The following is a 19792-nucleotide window of genomic DNA, read 5'->3' as shown; positions in this document are numbered from 1 at the left end:
CCATGCAGCTGGACCCGGCCGAGATGACCGCCGTCGTCAACCGCCTCAAGCGCGCCCAGGGCCAGCTCGCCGGTGTGCTGCGGATGCTCGAGGAGGGCCGCGACTGCGAGGACGTCGTCACCCAGCTCTCGGCCGTCAGCCGCGCGCTCGACAAGGCGGGCTTCGCGATCATCGCCACCGGCATGCGGCAGTGCCTCGCCGGCCCCGAGGGCGAGCAGACGCTCGACGTGGCCCGCCTCGAGAAGCTGTTCCTCTCGCTGGCCTGAGCCCAGCCGCCGGGCAGGCCCTGCCCGATCTCGTCAGACCACCGGACCGTCGCACGACGACGTCCGCGTGCTGAGCCCGCGCACCGACCGTGTTCCCGCTCCCTGCGCCGCCGGTCCTCGGCACACCTGTACGGCCGGCGCGTGCTGCGCCGCTGAGGCACCCGCGGCCGTGCCTCCGTGATGCCGCGACGGTGCCCCTCGGTTCGGGGGTGGTGCCCAGCGGGGTCGTGACCGGCGGGGCCCTGGCCGGCGGGGCGTCAGGCGGTGGCCAGCGGCACGGTGACCACGGTGTCCGCGCCGACCCGGCGCGCGAGCGCCTGCACCTGCGTGCGGAGCTCGTCGCTCGTGCCCACGAGGCTCCCGCGGGTCACGTGCGGGGCTACCCCGGCGAGGGCGTCGAGCATCTCGAACCGCGTCCTCGTGGTGGCGGCGGCGCGCGCGTCGGCGACCACCACGACCTCGACGGCGAGCTCGACGCGCACCTCGGCGCGCGGCCGTCCGAGCGCGTCCAGCTCCTCGCGCAGCATCGCGACGGCGCCGCGCAACGCGGGCACGTCCGGCCAGGCGCTGCTGAACTCCAGCCGAACCACGTCCGCGCGTGCGGCGGCCAGCGTCACCGCGGTCGCCGAGCGCGGGTGGAAGACGACGACGTCCGTGCGCGCGGTGCCGGGCTCCGTCGTCCGGTCGACGCCGTCGACGACGCCGAGGGCATCGAGTGCGAGGGACGAGCGGGCACGGTCAAGGGTGAGGGTCGACATGGGGAGGGTGCTCCCGGGGTGCGGGCTGCCGTCGGCGGCAGCGGGTCGGTCGGGCCGTGAGTGCGGTCAGCAGGACCGCGGACACGGGCGACACGACGTCGCCGGGCACCCCGCGACGGGGGAGCCGGTCAGGGCGCGCGCGAGCACCGGGGACGGTGCGATGGCGCGGCGCATGGGTCGATGGTGGCCGCCCGGACCTGCGAGGACAACCCCCGACCGCATGGCGGACGTCGTCGCGCGCGTCACACCGGGCGCGTCGAGCGAGTCGTGACCGCGTCCGCCCGATATGTCTGTATCGTCACCGCCGGTCGCCCCTGACCAACCTCGCCGGACACCTCGCCAGACCCCTCGCCAGACCTTCGAGATCCCCGCCCACCACCACCCCGTACCGACGCGTGACCGCGTTCGACGACGTGTGAGGACACCATGCCGCCCAAGGCCAAGAGCATCCTGATCTGGGTCATCATCATCTTCCTCGTGTACGCCGTCATCACGAGCCCGGAGCGGGCGGCTGACGTGGTGCAGGCCGTGTGGGACATGATCACCGCGGCGTTCGCCGGGTTCGGCAGGTTCTTCAACAGCCTGACCGCCTGACGTGCCCGCCGAGCCGCCCGTCGGCCCCGCGCCCGGCGCGGCCGACGTCGTCGCACGGCACGCGGGCTTCCGCCGGTACGTGCTGGCCGACGAGCGGGTCGTGCTCGCGGTGCGGCGGCACTGGGCGCGGCTCGCCGAACCTGCGCTCACGGCGGTCCTCGGCGTCGCGGTGGCGGCGTTCCTCGCCGATCGCGCCGAGACGGTGATCGGCGATCCCGGCGTCCTCGTGCTCTGGCTCGGCCTGCTGCCCGTCGGCCGGTTCGTGTGGCGGCTGCTGGAGTGGCGCATCGAGTGGTTCGTCGCGACCGACCGCCGCATGCTCCTGCTCACCGGCCTCGTGACGCACCGCGTCGCCATGATGCCGCTGCACAAGGTGACCGACATGAGCTACTCGCGCTCACCCGTCGGGCAGTTGCTCGGGTACGGGGAGTTCGTGCTGGAGTCCGCAGGGCAGGACCAGGCGATGCGCCGGATCGGCTGGGTCGTCCGGCCGGACGAGACCTACCGGCGGCTGTGCGCGACGATCTTCGCGCCCGGGCAGGCGCGCGGCGTGCCGGGGCTGCCCGGTGGGCCGGGCGGGCCCGCCGCGGCGGGGTCGTCTGCGTCGACCGGCGGAGCAGGTGGCGCGGCGCCCGGTGGCGGTGGCGGTGCGGCTGACCTGCGAGAAGGCGTGTCGGTGGGGCGTGATGGGGTGTCACCCGTGTCGTCCGATCCGTCCGGTGCCGTCCGGTTGCCGCCGTCGTTCCGTCCACCCTCGGCCGAGGGCGGACGCGAGGGTGCTCCCGGCGCGAGCGGTCGCGCAGGTCTGTTCGACGTCGGCGACACGCAGCCGCTGAGCATCCAGGTCCCGCCACGTGCCGCGTACAGCGGTGGCGGGAGCCCGCTGTCGGATCCGGACGACGGACCGGCCTGGCACGTCGACGGCCCCCGGACGCCGTTCGTGCCGGTCGGGAGCGCGGCCGACGACGCGGACGAGCCGGAGGACGAGCTCGGCGGCACGCAGGAGGGCCCCCCGGAGCGTCCGGGCGGTCCGGGCACGACGGACGGAGAGGTTCGCAGGTGAGGCGACGATGATGGGCGGGCACCACGCGCTGTCCGGTGCGGCGGCGTGGGTGGCGGTGACGTCCACGGCACCGTTCGCGTTCGGGTGGCACCCGGTCTCGCCGGCGGGTGTGATCGCCGGGGCGTTCGTGTGCGCCGGGGCGGCCCTGCTGCCTGACGCCGACCACGGTGCGGCGACGGTCGCGCGCTCGCTCCCGCCGGTCTCCGACCTGGTCTGCGCGGCGGTCGAGAAGGTGTCGGGCGGGCACCGGCGCGGCACGCACTCGATCGTCGGCGTCGGGCTGGCCACGGCCCTCGCGGCGCTGCTCGGCCAGGTCACGGTGCAGACCTCGTCCGGCCAGCTGGCCGTCGGTGCGGCGCTGATGTCGTTGCTGCTCGTGGCCTTCGCGGCACGGGTGTGGCGGCTGACCGGTGACGGCGTCGTCGGCCCGTGGTTCGTGGCGGTGTCGGCCTCGGTGTTCGTGCTGTTCGCCGCGCCGGACCGCACCGACTGGCTGCCGCTGGCGGTGGGCCTGGGTGCCGGGGTGCACGTGCTGGGCGACCTTCTCACCACGCGCGGCGTGCCGCTGCTGTGGCCGTGGATGCCCCGGTCACCCGCGTGGGTGCGTGGCGTGCCGGGCCTGCGGAGCGTCTGGCGGCCGAGCGGGCGTCTGTCGGTCCCGCTGCTCGGCGATGCGGGTTCGGTGCGTGAGTGGCTCCTGCTCGTGCCCGTCGGCGTCTACGCCGGGATCGGCGTGGTGGACGCGTGCGTGACGGGGTTCGGCATCGACCGGCCGGCGGTGGAGGCGATCGTCGCCCGGTTCGTCGGAGGCTCGGGCGCCTAGGCGCACCCTGCGCGCGTCGGCACGCTCAGGCGGGGTCGCCGGGGCCGGGATCGGTCGAGCTGCGGCGACGGAGGACGTCGCGCACGGTCGGGACGACCGTGCCGGCCTCACGCAGCACGGCTCGGGCGCGTCGACGGTTGCGCAGGACCCCCACCACGCCGACCACCCAGGGCACGAGAAGCACGCTGAAGGCGAGCCGGTACGCGTCGAGCGAGTAGGTGGTGGCCCCCGGGGGCGACACGGCCTGCAGCACGAGCCCGACGGCCAGCACGCCCGTGATCGTCGAGATGAAGCCTCCGGAGTTCACGAACCCGGTCGCCGTGCCCAGCAGCCGCATCGGTGCCGAGGACCGGGCGAAGTCCATGCCCACGAGCGAGACGGGCCCGCCGACGCCGATCACCACGACGAACGCCGCGAGCTGCCACATCGGCCGTGGCGTGTCGTGCACGAGGAGCAGGACCCATGCGGCCAGCGTCGCCCCCGAGCTGGTCAGCACGACCCAGCTGCGTCGCAAGGGGTGCCGCGAGGTCAGGTGGCCGATGACCGGACCTGCCGTCATGGCCGTGAGGGTCAGCAGGGTGAGGAGCAGGCTCGCCTCGGCCTTGGTGCGGTGCTGCGCGGTGACGAAGAACGGCACGCCCCACAGCAGCGCGATGACGTTCGCGCTGAACGGGGACACGAAGTGGCTCCAGAACCCGAGCCGGGTGGCGGCAGGCCGCACGGACTCGCGCACGGCGGGCCAGAACGCGTCGTGCGCGACGGCCTCGGCGCCGGCCTTGGTGGCGTCCGGTGCGCGGTCGCGGATCTTCCACGCCGACAGGGAGGCGGCGAACAGGCCCAGCGCGGCCAGCGTGCCGAAGGTCGTCGTCCAGCCCTGCCGGTGCAGCAACCAGGCGACCGGGATCGCCGAGGCGATCTGACCGGCCTGCCCGATGAGCCCGGTGGTCTGCACGAGCACGGGGACCCGGCGAGGCGGGAACCACTCGGCGACGAGGCGGCACACGCTGATGAAGATGGCCGCGTCACCGCCGCCGATGAGCACGCGGGCGACCAGGGCGGCCGGGACGTCCGTGGCGAGCGCGAGCACCAGCTGTCCGCAGGCCATCACGAGCGAACCGGTGACGATCATCGCCCGGACGCCGAACCGGTCGAGCAGGCGGCCGGCGGGGATCTGCATCGCGGCGTAGACGGTGAGCTGGGTGACCGAGAACATGGCCAGCCCGGTGGCGCTGAGGTCGAACCGGTCGATGGCCTCGACCCCCGCGACGCCGAGCGCGGTCCGGTGCACGACCGCGACGAAGTACGCGGTGACGGCCGCGACGAGCACGACGGTCGCGGTGCGTGCGGAGGGGGCCCGCACGGGCGGTGCCTCACCCGCCGGTGCAGGCAGGCGCTCGCCTCGCATCGACCAGGCTCCGTCCGTGCTCGGTGGGCGACCGGGTGGGCCGACTGCGCCGGACCCGGGCTCCCGCGGTCCGTGACCCGACCAGGGTAGGCCCCCGGCCCCGGGCGCCACGGGAGCCAAGGTCCCGGGCCCGGGTCTCAGTGCGGGGGTGTGCGCAGCGAGGTGCGGCACACCGCGGCGGTGCCCGCCACGAGCGTGGCGAGCACGAGGATCCCGGCGGCGGGTGAGGCCACGGTCGCGACGGCGCCGACGAGGAGCGGTGCCCCGGCGTCGCCGAGCTCGCGCCCGACGTCGGCGCTGCCCATGGTCCGCCCCATCCGCTCGTGCGGCGTGGTGGCGGCCAGGTGCGCGAAGGCGAGCGGGGTGGTCGTACCGATGCCCGTGCCGAGGACGGCTGCGGCCGCGAACAGCCCCGCGACACCGGGGACGAGCGCCGCGAGCACGAGGCCCGCGGCCACGAGCACGAGCCCGCCCGCGGTGCCGGTGGACGTGCCGACGCGCCCCTCGTCGTGCCACCGGCCCACGAGGGGTTGGACGGCGCTCGAGGCCAGTGCGAGCACGGTGACCGTGGCCATGCTCGTCGGGACTCCGGCGCCGAGCCGCGTCCCCAGCAGGGGCAGGAAGCCGACGGCCACCCCCAGGGCGCCGGTGGTCGCCGCGAGGGCGAGGGTGGGCACCAGGAAGGCCCGGTCGGTCGTCTGCCGCAGCAGGTCGCGCACGGTGTAGCGGGGGCGGGGCAGCACGGGGAGCTCCGGCAGGGCGACGCGGGCCCACAGCCCGGTGACCAGGGCGGTCGCGGCGAGCGCGACGAACAGGGCGGGCAGCCCGCCGAGCGCGACGAGGCCGGCGCCGAGCAGCGGCCCCAGCGCGTAGCCGAGGCTCTTCCACGACCCGTACCGACCGAAGGTGCGACCGCGGGTCGACGGTCCGGTCAGTCGTGCGACGGCCGCCGAGGCGGCGGGGGAGAACGCCGCGGCCGCGGCCCCCTGGCCGAGCCGTGCCGCACCGACGACGAGCGGGTCGCTCGAGCCGACCGCGACGAGCGAGGCCGCGGCGAAGGCGAGCAGCCCGCCGACGAGCACGGGGCGGATGCCGATGCGGTCGGCCCACGAGCCGAAGACGGGTTTGAGGACGACCTCGGCGAGGTCGTAGACGGCCAGCAGCAGCCCGAAGGTGAGCAGGGCGAGGCCGAGGTCGTCCGAGCGGGCGCCGATGGCGGCTGCGACGCCGTGGGCGCCGAAGGCCGTGGTGAAGCCGGCGGCGTAGAGCGGTGCGAGGGTGCGCGGCGCTGCCGGGGCGGCTGCGGGAACGGGGGGAGGAGCGGGGTCCTGCATGCGGCTCCTGACTCGTCGGGCGCGAGCGGGCGGCGCACGCGCCGTCCACGATGGCGTGCCGCGGGGCCTGGTGCACGCGCGCCATGACGCGCTCGATCGTGACCTAGGTCACACGCGGCGTTCATCTGGTCGACACACACCGCTCGTACCGTCGGCGTGGAACGTCCCCTTGATCCGGTTCGTCCGAGATGCCGGGAACTCGTCGCCGCCGCCATCGCCGCCGTCGCGCACCCGCCGCCAGCCCCACCGTGCGAGCGCCCCGCCCCCCTCCTCCAGGGAGCTGCGATGACCCTCACCGATGTCGACCGACTGCTCACGACCCCCCGGCGCACCGACGACCCGCGCTCGGGCGCCCGCCCCGACGACTCCGCCGCCGAGTCCCCCTCGCTCATGCTGCTCGTGCTGCTCGCCAGCGCGGGAGTGCTCGCCTACGCCGCGTTCCTGCTCGACCCCGACCACCGCGGGGACCTCGTCCCGTACCTCATGGTGATGTCCGCGGAGACCGTGCTCGTCGCCCAGGCGCTGCTGTCGATGTGGACGATCATGTCCGCCGGGCACAACCCGCGCGGGTTCGCGTTCCACCACGCGCAGGACCGGCTCTTCGACGCCCCCGAGATCCTGCGCGACGGCGCCGGCGACGACCCGCGCCGCTGGCGGCCCTACCTGCTCGACCGGTACGTCGACGTCGACGTGTTCGTCACCACCTACGGCGAGGACCCGCAGGTCGTGCGCCGCACGCTCGAGGCCGCCCGCGACATCGAGGGCGCGCACCTGACCTGGGTCCTCGACGACGGACGCTCCGACGAGATCCGGGACCTCGCCGCCGAGCTCGGCGTGCGGTACGTGCGTCGGCGCTCCTCCGGCGGGGCGAAGGCCGGGAACGTCAACCACGCGCTCTCGCTCACGCACGGGGAGTTCTTCGTCATCCTCGACGCCGACTTCGTCGCCGACCCGGCCTTCCTGCGCGAGACCCTGCCCTTCTTCGCCTCCACCGACGTCGCGTTCGTGCAGACCCCGCAGGTCTACGGCAACCTGCACAACCTGATCTCGCGCGGCGCCGGGTACATGCAGGCCGTGTTCTACCGGTACGTCCAACCGGGCCGGAACCGGTTCAACGCGGCCTTCTGCGTCGGCACCAACGTCATCTTTCGCCGCAGCGCGATCGAGGACATCGGCGGCATGTACACCGACTCCAAGTCGGAGGACGTCTGGACCTCGCTGCTGCTGCACGAACGCGGCTGGCGGTCGGTCTACATCCCCACGCCGCTCGCCGTCGGCGACACCCCCGAGACCATCGAGGCCTACACCAAGCAGCAGCAGCGCTGGGCCACCGGCGGCTTCGAGATCCTGCTCACGCACAACCCGCTGTCGCGGCGCCGCACGCTCACGCTCGACCAGCGGCTGCAGTACACGGTGACCGCCACGCACTACCTGACGGGCATCACCCCGCTCCTGCTGCTGCTCGTCCCGCCGCTGCAGATCTACTTCGGCCTCTCGCCGATGGCCATCGACACCTCGACCGGCACCTGGATCCTCTACTACGCCGGGTTCTACGTCATGCAGATCGCCCTGGCCCTCTACACGCTCGGCACGTTCCGGTGGGAGACCCTCATGCTCGCCACCGTCTCGTTCCCGATCTACGCCCGTGCGTTCGTCGACGCCCTGCTGCGTCGCGAGAAGGGCTGGCACGTGACGGGCCGCAAGGGGGTCGCCGTCTCCCCGTTCGCGTTCATCGCACCCCAGGTGCTCTTCTTCGTCTTCCTGTCCCTCACCTCGGTCGTCGGGCTCTGGCGTGACCTGGGCACCGGGACGCTCAGCCTCGCGCTCGCCTGGAACACGACCAACGCACTGATCCTCGGCTCCTTCGTCGTCACGGCGGCGCGCGAGCAGAGGAGGACGGCAGCGCAGGCCCGGCGGACCCAGCAGGCCCGGCAGGCGCGTCGCACGGCGGCACCCGACGGCCCACGCCGTGCGCGTGCGCCGAGGCGTCCGGCGCTGGTCGCCGCCCGTGAGGGGGCGGCATGACCGCCGTCGCGCGGCTGCGGCTGCTGCTCGGGCTGCTGCTCGTGCTCGCGGCGGTGGCCGCCCTGACGGTGCACCTCGACCGTGCGCAGGCCCGGGTGGCCAGCACGGAAGCGTCGATCGGGACGCTCACCTACGACGTGGGCACCTCCTACGCCGGGCTCGTCGTCGAGCAGCCCGTGGCGGTCGGCGACACGGTCGCCGAAGGGGACACGCTCGTCGTCGTCGACAGCGCGGCCCTGCGCCAGGACGTCGCCGCCGGGCTGGTCGACCCCGACACGTCCGCGGCGACCATCGACGCCAGCGGGCTGCTGACCGTCACCGCCACGGGCGACGGGGTCGTCGCCGACCTGCGCACCACCACGGGCTCGTTCGTGCAGGCGGGCGCGGTCCTGGCCACGGTCGAACGCGCGGGCACGCTCTTCGTCACGGCGCAGTACGAGCTGTCGCCCGAGCAGTACGCGCGGATGGAGGACGACGCCGCCGTCACCGTCGCGCTCCCGGACGGCACCCGGATCGAGGGCGAGGTCACGGACGTGACCGTGCAGTCCTCGGGCGGCGTGGCGCAGGCCGTCGTCACCGTGGGCAGCGCCCGGCTCGTCCGGGGCGCCGCCGACGGGCTGGTCGCCCCCGGCACACCCGTCGACGCCGAGCTGCACCTGCGCCGTAGCGGCGTGGTCAGCGCGGTGACCGACGAGGTCACCGCCTCCGTGCACACCCTCTGGGAGCGGTGGCGCGGATGAGGCGCGGCCTGCTGGTCGCGTGCGGCGCGGCGGCGGTGCTCGTGAGCGGTGCCGCGGTCGCCGCGCTGGCCCTCCCCGGCGTGACCGGCGGGGACCCGGGCGACCCGGGATCCGGCGTGGTCGGCCTCGGGTCGGGCGACCCGCCGGACGCGGACCCGCCCGACCTGGATGCCGAGACGCTCGTGGCCGCGGTCGACCACGGCTCGCCGGGCGACCTCGGCCCGGCGCGGCTCGCCGACGGCCTGGTCCCACCGACGAACCGGTGGTTCAGCGGGCTGGTCTTCGGTCAGGACCCCGAGCCGGTGTTCGCGCTGCCCGTCTCGTTCGCGCTCGCGGACGGCGGCTGGTCGGTCGGGCTCCCCGACCCGGTCGTGTCCGCGGCCGCGGTCGTCGGCCCGCACGTGCCGGCGGTGACGATGGACGCCGGTGCCCGCTCGGCGCGCGTGAGCGCCTACGACACCGCGTCGGTGACGATCGACCAGCTCGATGCGTCCGGCACGCCGCTCGGGCGGCTCGTGATCGCCGAGGGCTCGCCGTTCGTGGCGTTCACGGCCGAGCAGGGTCTGACCCTCACGACCGACGTCGCGTTCGCCGACGGTGCGGGCACCGCGCAGGACCCGGCGACGGTCGAGGTCGCCGGCCGCACCTGGGCGCTGGTGACCACGGGGGAGCTCGACGGTCGTCGGGTCACGCTCGAGGCCGGGGGGCGCGCCACCGTGTACCCGCTGCCCGACGACGCCGGCACCGAGGCGCTCGCGGTGCTCGCGGCAGCCGCCGCCGACCCGGTGACGAGCACGGCCGTGACCTACGGCGTGGGCGACGGCGTCGCCCGCACGACGCTGCGCTACGCGACCGCCGACGGGACGCCGACCGTGCTCGCCGCCATGCCGCACCACGTCGCCGCAGGCGCCATGCCGACCGGTGGCTGCGACCTGGGCACCTATCCGAGCGTGTACGGCACCCTCACGCTCTGCCCGGGGCCGGACCTGGTGACCCGCGTGCCGGCGCTCACCCCGACCGCGGCGCCCGACGTCGCCGGGGTCGACGGGTCGACCCGGGCCGCCCTCGTGGACCAGCTGCGCACCGATGTCGCCGCGACGGGTGCCTACCCGTCCGACACCTACTTCGGCGGCAAGGCCCTCTACCGCTCGGCGATGCTGGTCACGCTCGGCCGCGCGCTCGGGGCCGACGACGTGGTGGCCTCGCTGGCCGACCGGGTGGAGGCCGCGCTGCGCGAGTGGGCCGAGCCCGACGGCTGCTCCCGGCGCGACGCCCGCTGCTTCGTCTACGACGAGGCCGCCCGTGGGGTCGTCGGTCTGACACCGTCGTTCGGCTCCGAGCTGTTCAACGACCACCACTTCCACTACGGGTATCTGCTCGGCGCCGCGGGCCTCATGGCCGCCGACGACCCGGCGCTGGCCGACGACCTGGCACCCGTGATGGACCTGCTCGCCCTCGACATCGCGGCAGGACAGGCCTCCGCGTGGTTCCCGGCGCTGCGGGTCGTGGACGTCTACCGCGGGCACTCGTGGGCCTCGGGCACCGCACCCTTCGCCGACGGGAACAACCAGGAGTCGACCGCGGAGGCAACCTCCGCCTGGAACGGTCTGGGTCTGTGGGCGCGCGCGAGCGGGCAGGACGACCTGGGGACGCAGGCCGCCTGGCTGCTCTCGCTCGAGGCGTTCAGCGCGCGGGCGTACTGGACCGAACCCGACCTGTCCTGGCTCACGTCCCAGGGGTTCGAGCACCGGGTGATGGCACTGTCCTGGGGCGCCAAGCGGGACTACGCGACGTGGTTCAGCGCGGAGCCCTCGGCGATGCTGGGCATCCAGCTGCTGCCGATGCCCGCGGTCGACGGCCTGCTCGCGGCCGACGCCGACCAGGTGCGTGCCGCGGTCGCCGAGGCGACGCCGACGGGGTTCGACGTGCAGTTCGGGGACTACCTCGTGATATACCTGGCGCTCGTCGACCCGCAGGCGGCGGCCCTGGCTGCTGCCGACCTGCCCGACGACGCGATCGACGACGCGGACTCGCGCACCTACCTGCAGGCCTGGCTCGCGGCGCCGCCGGCCCGCGCGGGGTGAGCTCCCCGAAGGGCGCGGTCTCACGCACCGGGCAGCGGACGTGCCCGCCCGCGGCGGCCCCTCACCCCTTCTGACCTGCGACGACGCCGTCGGCGCGGCGAGCGGTGCCCGGTTCCGGGACCTTCGGCTGGGCCGATCAGGACCTGCCCCCGTAGCCTGCGTCCTGGTCGGGCCCGGTCGCTCGGCGCACGGACGGGCGAGGTGCCCGGCAGGAGGAGGCGGCGACGTGGCAGACCCCCGAGGGTTCCTGACGACCCGGCAGCGCGAGCTGCCCGCGGACCGACCCGTCGACGTACGGATCCTGGACTGGCGCGAGGTGCACGCCCACCGCGCCGGCAACCCCGACGACCTGGCGATGATCACCCGCCAGGCCGGCCGCTGCATGGACTGCGGGATCCCGTTCTGCCACAACGGCTGCCCGCTCGGCAACGTCATGCCCGAGTGGAACGACCTGGTCTGGCGCGGTCAGTGGGCCGACGCCATCGAGCGCCTGCACATGACGAACAACTTCCCGGAGTTCACCGGGCGGCTGTGCCCGGCGCCCTGCGAGACCTCGTGCGTGCTCGGCATCAACGAGCCGCCGATCACCATCAAGAACGTCGAGGTCACGATCATCGACGAGGCGTTCGACCGCGGCCTCGTGCAGCCGCAGGTGCCGCAGTGGATGACCGGCAAGACGGTCGCCGTCGTTGGTTCCGGGCCCGCCGGGCTCGCCGCGGCGCAGCAGCTGACGCGCTGCGGGCACACCGTCGCGGTGTTCGAGCGGGCGGACCATCCGGGTGGCCTGCTCCGGTACGGCATCCCCGAGTTCAAGATGGAGAAGCGGCACGTCGACCGTCGGCTGGCGCTCATGGAGGCCGAGGGGACGCGGTTCCACAACGGTGTCGCGGTCGGCACCGACGTCACCGGTCAGCAGCTGCGCGAGCGCTACGACGCGGTCGTGCTCGCGGTCGGCTCCACCACGCCGCGCGACCTGCCGGTTCCCGGACGCGAGCACGGCGGCGTGCTGCAGGCCATGCAGTACCTGGTGCCGGCCAACAAGGTCGCGCGGGGCGAGGCGGTCGTCGACCAGGTCGTCGCGACCGACAAGGACGTCGTGGTGATCGGCGGCGGCGACACCGGTGCGGACTGCGTCGGCACGGCGATCCGGCAGGGGGCCCGCTCGGTCACGCAGCTGGAGATCATGCCGCGCCCGCCGCAGGAGCGTCCGGCCTCGCAGCCGTGGCCGACCTACCCGATGATCTACCGCGTCGCGAGCGCTCACGAGGAGGGTGGCGAGCGGGTCTACGCGGTCAGCACCCAGGAGATCCTCGCCGACGACGACGGCCAGGTGCGGGCGCTGCAGCTGGTCGAGGTCGAGCTCGTCGACGGGCGCTTCACCCCGGTCGAGGGTTCGCAGCGGGAGATCCCCGCGCAGCTCGTGCTGCTCGCCATGGGCTTCACCGGCCCCGAGCAGGGTCCGTTGCTGGAGCAGCTGGGCGTGGCGACGACCGCGCGCGGGACAGTGGCCCGCGGTGACGACTTCGCCACGGACGTGCCGGGCGTGTTCGTCGCGGGCGACGCCGGCCGCGGGCAGTCGCTCATCGTGTGGGCGATCGCCGAAGGCCGTGCCGCGGCCGCGTCGGTGGACACGTACCTGTCGGGCCTGACGGAGCTTCCCTCGCCGATCCGGGCGGGCACGGCGGCGTTGCGCGCCTGACGGCAGGGCGGCGTTGCGCGCCTGACGGCAGGGCGGCGTTGCGCGCCTGACTGCGGTCCGGTCCCTTCGTCCCTGGTGGGTGACCGCGGGCCGCGGTGGGCTGGGTCCATGATCGAGCTTCCTGAGGCCGTGACCTTCGCTGCTGGGCTGGATGCCGCGCTGAGCGGGCGCGTGCTCGTGGACGTGCGGGCGGGGACGACCCCGCACCGGTTCGCCTCCTTCTCCGGTGACCCGGGTTCGTACGGCGAACGGCTGACCGGCCGGGTCGTGGTCGGTGCCGCGGCGTACGGCGGGCTGGTGCTCCTGGACGTCGGCGACGGTGAGCGCCTGGCGTTGTTCGACGGTGCCTATCCGCGGCTGCACGCCCCGGGCGCCCAGGTGCCGGGGCGGCACCAGCTGCGGCTCGACCTGGACGACGGGTCGGTCGTGACGGTGACGGTCCAGATGTACGGCGGCCTGCACCTGGTGGGCCCGGACGAGCCGAACCGGTTCCTGGCGGCGGCGTTGGCCGCCCCGTCACCGCTGTCGTCGGCGTTCGACGACGCGTGGGTGGCCGGGCTGTGGGCGCAGCCGGGTGTGGAGCGCGGGTCGGTGAAGGCGTTCCTGGCGACGCAGCAGCGCATCCCGGGCCTGGGCAACGGTGTCCTGCAGGACATCTGCTGGAACGCGGGGCTGCACCCGCGGCACGCGGTGGCCACGCTGGACGCGGCCGCGCGGGCCGACCTGGTCGACACCGTGCGCTCGACGTTGGCGGCGATGGTCGCCGGAGGTGGACGCGACACCGAGAAGGGTCTGTCGGGGGAGCCGGGCGGGTATCGCACGGTGCTGAGCCGGCGGACGCTCGAGCTGCCGTGCCCGCGGTGCGGGGGGCGGATCGTGAAGGAGACCTACCTGGGCGGCGGCGTCTACTTCTGCACGGGCTGTCAGGAGTAGCGGGCCGGGCAAGGCGCGGAGGGTGGCCGGGCTTGACTAGAGCATTTACTCTAGTTGCATGACCGGCACCCGACGCGACGGCGCACCCGCCACCCGCACCCGGCGGCGCGAGGAGATCCTCGACGCCGCCCTGGCCCTGTTCGACGAACGTGGCATCGGCCCGGTGTCGACCAACCACGTCGCCGAGCGCGCCGGGATCAGCCCGGGGAACCTCTACTACTGGTTCTCCGGCAAGCCGGCGATCCTGCGCGCCCTGGTCGAACGGTGGCAGGAGGAGTCGGTCTTCCCCGACGACCTGGGCTCCGGCGACCCCGTCGCGGTCCTGCGCGCGGTCGCAGCCGTGCTCGGTGGACAGCCGGCGGTGAACCGCCGGCACGGCCCGCTCGCCCGCGAGCTGGTCTTCCTGCTGCGCAGCGATCCCGAGGTCGCCCAGACGTACCGCACCGGCTACCGCACGCGCGTGGCCACCCTCACCCGTGCCGTCGACACGCTCGTCGAGGCCGGGCTCGTCCGTCCCGCGCACCCGCCCCTGACCACGGGCGACCTCGTCGTGGGCGGCTGGGTGCTGGCCGAGCTCGGACCGGGGTTGCTCGAGGCGATCGCCCCGGACGGGCAGGACCCCCGGGCCGCCGAGGTGCTGGCCGGGCCGCTGCTCGGCCACCTGACCGCGCGTGGCCGTGCCGCCCTCGCTCTGCCCGACGCCGCCGTGCAGCAGCCCGCGCTCACCGACCAGGAGGCCGCGCGATGACCGGCGGCACGCCCACCACCCCGGACGTCCCGGACGTCCCGGACGACCAGACGTCGGGCGAGACCCCGGACGCGACCGGGCCCACCCGGCGGACCGTGCTGCGCTGGGGCGCGCTCGGCCTCGGCGGGCTGGTCGCCGCGGCGTCGCTCGGCACGCTCGTGCGCGGCGGGCTCAACGGGGCGTTCTCGGTCGGCTCGGGCGCGCCGTACGAGCTGTGGTCCGGGTGGGACGCCATCGACGACCTCGGGCGGCACGTGGTGGCCGCCGGGGTGCTCGCGGCCAACCCGCACAACACCCAGCCGTGGACGTTCGTGGTGACGTCCGACGCGGGCGGTGCGACGGTGACCATCGACGTGCATGCCGACCCCGACCGGACGATGCCCGTCAACGACGCCTCCGGCCGCGAGCACCTCGCCGGCATCGGGTGCGCCGTGACGAACATGCTCGTCGCGGCCGCCGGCCGCGAGGTCGGCGCACACGCCGCCTATCTTCCCGACGGCACCCACGGTCCCGCCGCGCGGGTCGTGCTCGGGCAGTCGGGCACGGAGGGGTCGGACACCGCAGGGGACGCCGCGCTCGCGGCCGTCCTGCCGCAGCGGCACACCGCCCGTGGGGCGTTCACCGACGAGGCCGTGGGCGCAGACGTCCTGGCCGACCTGGCTGCGCGCTCGGAGCAGGACGGCGTGCGGGTGCTGTGGCTGCACGAGCCGCAGGAGCGGGACGCGCTCGGGGCGCTCGTCGTGGACGCGACGGCCGCCGTCGTGGCCGACGAGGCGATGTCGGTCGAGGCGTTCTCCTGGTTCCGCGGCGACCGTTCGCAGCTCGACGCGCACCGGGACGGCCTCACGCTCGACTGCCAGGGGCTCGACGCCGGCACCGCCTTCGCTGCGAAGGTGCTCCCGGCCTCCTCGCGTCGGTCGGGCGACGAGTTCTGGCTCCGTCGCACGCGGGACGTGCACACGGCCACGGCCGCGGCCTACGCGGTGCTCGTCGTCGACGACGTGACCGACCCGGTGCAACAGGTGGCCGGGGGAGCGGTCCTGCAGCGCCTGCTCCTGGAGTGCACGGCCGCGGGGCTGGCCGCCCAGCCGATGAACCAGGTCACCGAGTACCTCGACGCCGTCGCGTACGGCACGGCCGGTGACCGGGCGACGGCTGATGACCTGGCCCGCCGGTGGGAGGAGCTCGTGCCCGACGGGCGCACCCGCGGCCTGCTCACCCTGCGGATCGGGTACCCGGCTCGCACCGGCGGCACGAGCCCGCGTCGGGAGCTCGACGACGTCCTCGTCGCCTGACCCGGACGGGGTCCGGAGCGACAGGAGGCGCCGGGGACGGGGCTCCAGAGGCGCCGCAGCAGGCGCGGCGCCCCGGGAGCTGCGCTCAGGAGGAGACCAGCTCGCCCTCGTCCTCCAGCGGCGCTCCGGGTGCGGCGAGGTCGTCCACCGGTGAGAGCTCCGCGACGGTCGGTGCGCTGAGCCCCCCCGACATCGCGTACTCCTCCTCGGGCGAGAGGACCAGCCGTGAGCGGCCCCACAGGGCGAACGCCGCGAGCGCCACCGCGAACACCACGCCGATCGCGATGATCGCCGAGCGGTAGTCCGGGTTGAGCATCACCGCCACGAAGATCGCGAGTGCGAGCAGCCCGGCCACGACCGCCCCGGGCACCCCCACAGGGCTGCGGTACGGGCGCGCGGCCTGCGGGAACCGGCGGCGCAGCAGCACGAACGAGGCCATCTGCAGCAGGTACGCGATCACCGCGCCCCACACGGCGATGTTCAGCACGATCGAGCCGGCCGAGGCCACGCCGTAGTCCACGAGCGCGAGGGCGCCGAAGCCGACCGCGGCACCCACGAGCAGCGCCACCCACGGCGTCTTGCGGGCCCCCGTGAGCGACAGCGCGGTCGGGTAGTACCCGGCACGCGACAGCGAGTAGATGTTGCGGCCGTAGGCGAACATGATCCCCTGCGTGGAGGCGAGCAGCCCGATCAGGGCGAACGCGGACAGGACCGCGGCGAGGTTGCCGCTGGGCAGCATCGCGCGGAAGCCGTCGAGCAGGGGCTCGCCGGAGCCGGCCAGCGCGGCCGACCCGGTCAGCGCCGGGTTGAGCACGACGACGACCGCGGCGGTGACGACGAGCGTGACCATGCCCCAGAAGCCGGCCCGGGGGATGTCCTTGGCGGGGGTGTGCGCCTCCTCGGCAGCCAGCGGCAGCTCCTCGATGCCCAGGAAGAGCCACATCGCGAACGGCAGCGCGAAGAAGATCGCCCCGTACCCGTGCGGCAGGAAGGTGCTCTGGCCCGGGTCGGGCTCGATGTCGAAGAGCGAGCCCAGGTCGAGCGAGGACGAGGCCAGGGCCATCACGGCGAAGACCACGAGCACCGCGATCGAGATCAGCGAGACGACGAACGCGAACTTGAACGAGATCTCCGCCCCGGCCGTGTTCAGCGCGAGGAAGACGCCGTAGATGATCAGCCACCACGCCCATGCCGGCAGGGACACCCCGAACAGCTCGGAGGTGATCGAGTCGGCGTACTGCCCCGAGAAGTAGACGACGACGGCGGTCGTCATCACGTACTCGACCGTCTCGGCCAGGCCCGTCACGAACCCGCCCCACGGGCCCATCGCCGCCCGCGCGAAGGAGTACGCGCCGCCCGTGTGCGGCATCGCGGCCGACATCTCGCCGATCGAGAAGAGCATCCCGAAGTACATGATCGTGACCAGCACGGTCGCGACCATGAACCCGCCCCAGCCGGCCTCGCCGATGCCGAAGTTCCACCCGGAGAAGTCACCCGAGATGACCGCGGCGATGCCGATGCCCCACAGGCCCCAGAACCCGGCCGTGCGTGTCAGGCCCCGCTTGTCGAAGTACGTCTGGTCGGCGGCGGCGTAGGTCACGCCGGCGACGCTCCTGGTCGTTGTCGCGCTCATGATGTCCTCCTCGGGTTCTGGTGCTGTGCAGGGTGCTGTGCGGGGTGTTGTGCAGGCTGCGTGAGCTGGTCCGGTGGGGTGGTGGACGGGTGGACGTACCCGTACTTGCGCAGGTGGAACCGCATGCGGGTGCCGACGAAGTGCTCGTGCGCGGCCTCGATCGGGCGCCCTCCCGTGCCCGTCGCGGTGCGGCGCACGTGCACGAGGGGAGAGCCCACGTCGACCTCGAGGAGCGCGGCCTGGTCGTGGTCGGCGAACGCCAGCTCGAGGCTCTCGTCGCTGTACTCGGGCTCGACGCCGTACACGGTGCGCAGGGTCCGGTAGAGCGAGCCGAGGTCCTGCGCGGCCAGGCCGGGGAACAGGTCGGCGGGCAGGTGCGACTCCTCGAGCGACAGCGGTCGCCCGTCGGCCAGCCGCAGCCGGGACAGCCGGTGCACGGTCGCCCCTTCGGGCAGCCGCAGCAGCCGGCGCTCACGCGCCCCGGCGGTGGTGAGCTCGACGCGCAGCACCCGGGTGTCGACGTGGAAGCCCTGGTAGCGGGCGATGTCCGGCAGGCCCTCGATGGTGTTGAGGTTCCGTTCGATGCGTCCGTCGGTCACCTGCACCCCGCCGCCGCGACCGATGGTCCGCCGGACCAGGCCCTGCGCCTCGAGCCGGTCGAGCGCGGCGCGCAGCTGTCCGCGCGGCACCCCGAGCTGTTCGGCGAGCGAGCGTTCGTCACCGAGCCGGTCGCCCGGCCCGAGCTGCTCGGCGACGAGCCGCGCCCGGAGCCGCACGCAGAGGGTGTCGACGGACGCGGCGGTCACGGACGGTCCGGCACGAGCACGTCGTCGAGCGCGTCGGCGAACGCGGCGCAGAACCAGTCGACGTCGTCGTCGGAGAAGACCAGCGGGGGTCGCAGCTTGAGCACGTTGCCGCCCGCGCCGCACACGCTGGTGAGCACCCGACGGTCGCGCAGCGCCTCGACCAGGTCGAGCGCGACCTGCGTGCTCGGTGCCATCGACACCCGGTCGGTGACCACGTCGACGCCGATGTAGAGCCCGACGCCGCGCACGTCGCCGATCAGCGGGTGGTCGGCCGTGAGGGTGCGCAGCTCGTCGAGGAACCGCGCGCCCGTGCGGGCGGCCCGCTCCTGCAGCCGCTCCTCGGCGATGACGGCGAGCACGGCCTGGGCCGCGGCGATCGACACCGGGTTGCCGCCGAACGTGTTGAAGTACGGGATCTGCTCCCCGAACGCGGCGAGCACGTCGGAGCGGGCCGCCATGGCCGAGACGGGGATGCCGTTGCCCATCGGCTTGCCGGTCGTGACGAGGTCCGGCACCACGCCGTGCCGGGCGAACCCCCAGAACTCGCTCCCGGTGCGCCCGAAGCCGGGCTGCACCTCGTCGGCGACGAACACCCCGCCGGCCCGCCGCACGACGTCGACCGCGGGCGCCAGGTAGCCGACAGGGTCGGGGAAGACGCCGTCGGAGGAGAAGATCGAGTCGGCCACGAACGCCGCGACCTTCACGCCGTGCCGCTCGAGGTCGGCGACCGCCTCGGCCATCCGTGCCGCGAACCACGCGCCCGGGTCGTCGGTTCCCGTGCGCAGGGGGTCCGGCACCGGAACCGTGCGGACCTCCAGGCCGAGCCGCTGCGCGGTGCCCAGCGCGGGCGACATCTGCGAGGTCAGCGCCGAGTTGCCGTGGTACGCCTCGGCGCTGACGATCACGCCCGTGCCGCCCGTCGCGGCCTGGGCGACCCGGACCGCCAGGTCGTTGGCCTCCGACCCGGTGCACATGAACATGACCTGGTCGATCTCGTCCGGCATCGTGGCCAGCAGGTCCTCGGAGTACTGCACCACGCGGTCGTGCAGGTACCGGGTGTGCGTGTTCAGCGCGGCGGCCTGCTCGGCGATCGCCGCCACGACGCGCGGGTGGCAGTGCCCGACGGAGGCCACGTTGTTGTAGACGTCCAGGTACTGCAGGCCGTCGGCGTCGTACAGGTGGGCACCCTCGCCGCGCACCAGGTGCACCGGGCGGCGGTAGAACAGCCGGTAGGAGGGACCGAGCACGCGCTCGCGGCGGCGGACCAGCTGCGCCGTCGGCCAGGGCAGCTCACCGCCGGCGTCGGAGCGGAAGCTGTTGGTGTCCATGATCGTCGAACGGGTCGCCACGGGGGTCCTCCGCGAGGTGGTGGGTGGTGCGCGGGCGTGCTCGCCCGGTCCGCGTCGGTCGGCCGCCCGGCCCTCGCTCGTGGATGACGCCCATCGTTCTCCGCGCGGTCGCCCGCCGTCAGGGGCGCAGGTAAGAACTGCGTTACCGCTGGCCCCCGGGTGTTAATGGCCGGTCACGGACCGCTCGCTCTGTGACGGGCGCGTGAAATCTGCCGCGGCCCCCTTCTGCCCGGCCAC

Annotated in this window: 17 protein-coding genes; 11 read left to right on the top strand and 6 right to left on the bottom strand. The window is 74.3% G+C overall.

The genetic code is table 11. The features are described from left to right. The first annotated feature begins 2 nt into the window (after positions 1 to 2). Positions 3 to 266, top strand: coding sequence for a metal-sensitive transcriptional regulator (locus BKA22_RS02075; RefSeq protein ID WP_146951229.1), 264 nt, complete (start codon positions 3 to 5; stop codon positions 264 to 266). Between the two features lie 257 nt (positions 267 to 523). Here the strand turns inward: BKA22_RS02075 and BKA22_RS02070 are convergent, their stop codons facing one another. Continuing rightward, positions 524 to 1024: a hypothetical protein gene (locus BKA22_RS02070; protein WP_179561604.1), complete on the bottom strand. Its 501-nt coding sequence runs from the start codon at positions 1022 to 1024 to the stop codon at positions 524 to 526. A 426-nt stretch (positions 1025 to 1450) separates the two neighbouring features. Here BKA22_RS02070 and BKA22_RS02065 point away from each other — a divergent pair, with 426 nt between their 5' ends. Genes BKA22_RS02065 through BKA22_RS02055 form a run of 3 tightly spaced genes read left to right on the top strand, consistent with a single transcriptional unit; the run spans position 1451 to position 3504 of the window. Beyond that, positions 1451 to 1618: a hypothetical protein gene (locus BKA22_RS02065; RefSeq protein ID WP_179561603.1), complete on the top strand. Its 168-nt coding sequence runs from the start codon at positions 1451 to 1453 to the stop codon at positions 1616 to 1618. A 1-nt stretch (position 1619) separates the two neighbouring features. Further along, positions 1620 to 2681 carry a PH domain-containing protein gene (locus BKA22_RS02060; protein WP_146951228.1) on the top strand — a complete coding sequence of 354 codons (1062 nt, stop codon included), beginning with the start codon at positions 1620 to 1622 and terminating at the stop codon, positions 2679 to 2681. Positions 2682 to 2691: 10 nt separating this feature from the next. Next, positions 2692 to 3504 (top strand): metal-dependent hydrolase, encoded by an 813-nt coding sequence (locus BKA22_RS02055; RefSeq protein ID WP_223203387.1) that lies wholly within the window; start codon positions 2692 to 2694, stop codon positions 3502 to 3504. Positions 3505 to 3529: 25 nt separating this feature from the next. On the opposite strand, the gene BKA22_RS02050 is transcribed toward BKA22_RS02055, so the two are convergent. Both BKA22_RS02050 and BKA22_RS02045 read right to left on the bottom strand, forming a co-directional pair. Then, positions 3530 to 4909, bottom strand: a complete 1380-nt coding sequence (locus tag BKA22_RS02050) for an MFS transporter (protein ID WP_146951226.1) — start codon at positions 4907 to 4909, stop codon at positions 3530 to 3532. Between the two features lie 137 nt (positions 4910 to 5046). After that, positions 5047 to 6243, bottom strand: coding sequence for an MFS transporter (locus BKA22_RS02045; protein WP_146951225.1), 1197 nt, complete (start codon positions 6241 to 6243; stop codon positions 5047 to 5049). 285 nt (positions 6244 to 6528) lie between these two features. Between BKA22_RS02045 and BKA22_RS02040 the strand changes: the two genes are divergently transcribed. The 7 genes from BKA22_RS02040 to BKA22_RS02010 all read left to right on the top strand — a co-directional run bounded on the left by BKA22_RS02040 (position 6529) and on the right by BKA22_RS02010 (position 15767). Further along, the gene (locus tag BKA22_RS02040) at positions 6529 to 8268 is read left to right on the top strand and encodes a glycosyltransferase family 2 protein (protein WP_146951224.1); all 1740 of its coding nucleotides are present in this window, start codon (positions 6529 to 6531) and stop codon (positions 8266 to 8268) included. Continuing rightward, positions 8265 to 9008 carry a biotin/lipoyl attachment domain-containing protein gene (locus BKA22_RS02035; protein ID WP_146951223.1) on the top strand — a complete coding sequence of 248 codons (744 nt, stop codon included), beginning with the start codon at positions 8265 to 8267 and terminating at the stop codon, positions 9006 to 9008. Before BKA22_RS02040 ends, BKA22_RS02035 begins: the two co-directional genes overlap by 4 nt. Next, a complete protein-coding gene (locus BKA22_RS02030) occupies positions 9005 to 11092 on the top strand; it encodes a glycosyl hydrolase (protein WP_146951222.1) in 2088 nt (695 codons plus the stop codon). The genes BKA22_RS02035 and BKA22_RS02030 overlap by 4 nt, the downstream gene beginning before the upstream one ends. 226 nt (positions 11093 to 11318) lie before the next feature. Beyond that, positions 11319 to 12791: a glutamate synthase subunit beta gene (locus BKA22_RS02025; protein WP_146951221.1), complete on the top strand. Its 1473-nt coding sequence runs from the start codon at positions 11319 to 11321 to the stop codon at positions 12789 to 12791. Between the two features lie 108 nt (positions 12792 to 12899). Next, on the top strand, positions 12900 to 13724 hold the full coding sequence (locus tag BKA22_RS02020) for a DNA-formamidopyrimidine glycosylase family protein (protein ID WP_146951220.1): 825 nt from the start codon (positions 12900 to 12902) through the stop codon (positions 13722 to 13724). A 58-nt stretch (positions 13725 to 13782) separates the two neighbouring features. After that, positions 13783 to 14472, top strand: a complete 690-nt coding sequence (locus tag BKA22_RS02015) for a TetR/AcrR family transcriptional regulator (protein ID WP_146951219.1) — start codon at positions 13783 to 13785, stop codon at positions 14470 to 14472. Continuing rightward, entirely contained in the window at positions 14469 to 15767 is a 1299-nt protein-coding gene (locus tag BKA22_RS02010) for a nitroreductase family protein (protein ID WP_146951218.1), read from the top strand. Before BKA22_RS02015 ends, BKA22_RS02010 begins: the two co-directional genes overlap by 4 nt. Before the next feature lie 85 nt (positions 15768 to 15852). Here the strand turns inward: BKA22_RS02010 and BKA22_RS02005 are convergent, their stop codons facing one another. From BKA22_RS02005 to BKA22_RS01995, 3 genes are read right to left on the bottom strand one after another with little or no spacing between them, the layout of a single operon-like run. Next, on the bottom strand, positions 15853 to 17400 hold the full coding sequence (locus tag BKA22_RS02005; RefSeq protein WP_146951217.1) for an amino acid permease: 1548 nt from the start codon (positions 17398 to 17400) through the stop codon (positions 15853 to 15855). After that, the gene (locus BKA22_RS02000; protein WP_179561602.1) at positions 17397 to 18206 is read right to left on the bottom strand and encodes a GntR family transcriptional regulator; all 810 of its coding nucleotides are present in this window, start codon (positions 18204 to 18206) and stop codon (positions 17397 to 17399) included. The genes BKA22_RS02005 and BKA22_RS02000 overlap by 4 nt, the downstream gene beginning before the upstream one ends. Further along, complete coding sequence (locus BKA22_RS01995; RefSeq protein WP_146951215.1) at positions 18203 to 19555, bottom strand: aspartate aminotransferase family protein; 1353 nt, start codon at positions 19553 to 19555, stop codon at positions 18203 to 18205. Before BKA22_RS01995 ends, BKA22_RS02000 begins: the two co-directional genes overlap by 4 nt. Positions 19556 to 19792 lie beyond the last annotated feature (237 nt).

This window comes from Cellulomonas soli (genome assembly GCF_013409305.1).
Lineage (GTDB): Bacteria > Actinomycetota > Actinomycetes > Actinomycetales > Cellulomonadaceae > Cellulomonas > Cellulomonas soli.
This window is presented reverse-complemented; position numbering and strand designations above follow the sequence as displayed.

Coding starts and splice junctions, on each gene's coding strand:
- BKA22_RS02070 (WP_179561604.1), bottom strand. CDS start 1,024: ATGTCGACCCTCACCCTTGACCGTGCCCGCTCGTCCCTCGCACTCGAT.
- BKA22_RS02055 (WP_223203387.1), top strand. CDS start 2,692: ATGGGCGGGCACCACGCGCTGTCCGGTGCGGCGGCGTGGGTGGCGGTG.
- BKA22_RS02030 (WP_146951222.1), top strand. CDS start 9,005: ATGAGGCGCGGCCTGCTGGTCGCGTGCGGCGCGGCGGCGGTGCTCGTG.
- BKA22_RS02015 (WP_146951219.1), top strand. CDS start 13,783: ATGACCGGCACCCGACGCGACGGCGCACCCGCCACCCGCACCCGGCGG.
- BKA22_RS02005 (WP_146951217.1), bottom strand. CDS start 17,400: ATGAGCGCGACAACGACCAGGAGCGTCGCCGGCGTGACCTACGCCGCC.
- BKA22_RS02040 (WP_146951224.1), top strand. CDS start 6,529: ATGACCCTCACCGATGTCGACCGACTGCTCACGACCCCCCGGCGCACC.
- BKA22_RS02010 (WP_146951218.1), top strand. CDS start 14,469: ATGACCGGCGGCACGCCCACCACCCCGGACGTCCCGGACGTCCCGGAC.
- BKA22_RS02035 (WP_146951223.1), top strand. CDS start 8,265: ATGACCGCCGTCGCGCGGCTGCGGCTGCTGCTCGGGCTGCTGCTCGTG.
- BKA22_RS02050 (WP_146951226.1), bottom strand. CDS start 4,909: ATGCGAGGCGAGCGCCTGCCTGCACCGGCGGGTGAGGCACCGCCCGTG.
- BKA22_RS02020 (WP_146951220.1), top strand. CDS start 12,900: ATGATCGAGCTTCCTGAGGCCGTGACCTTCGCTGCTGGGCTGGATGCC.
- BKA22_RS02045 (WP_146951225.1), bottom strand. CDS start 6,243: ATGCAGGACCCCGCTCCTCCCCCCGTTCCCGCAGCCGCCCCGGCAGCG.
- BKA22_RS02075 (WP_146951229.1), top strand. CDS start 3: ATGCAGCTGGACCCGGCCGAGATGACCGCCGTCGTCAACCGCCTCAAG.
- BKA22_RS02065 (WP_179561603.1), top strand. CDS start 1,451: ATGCCGCCCAAGGCCAAGAGCATCCTGATCTGGGTCATCATCATCTTC.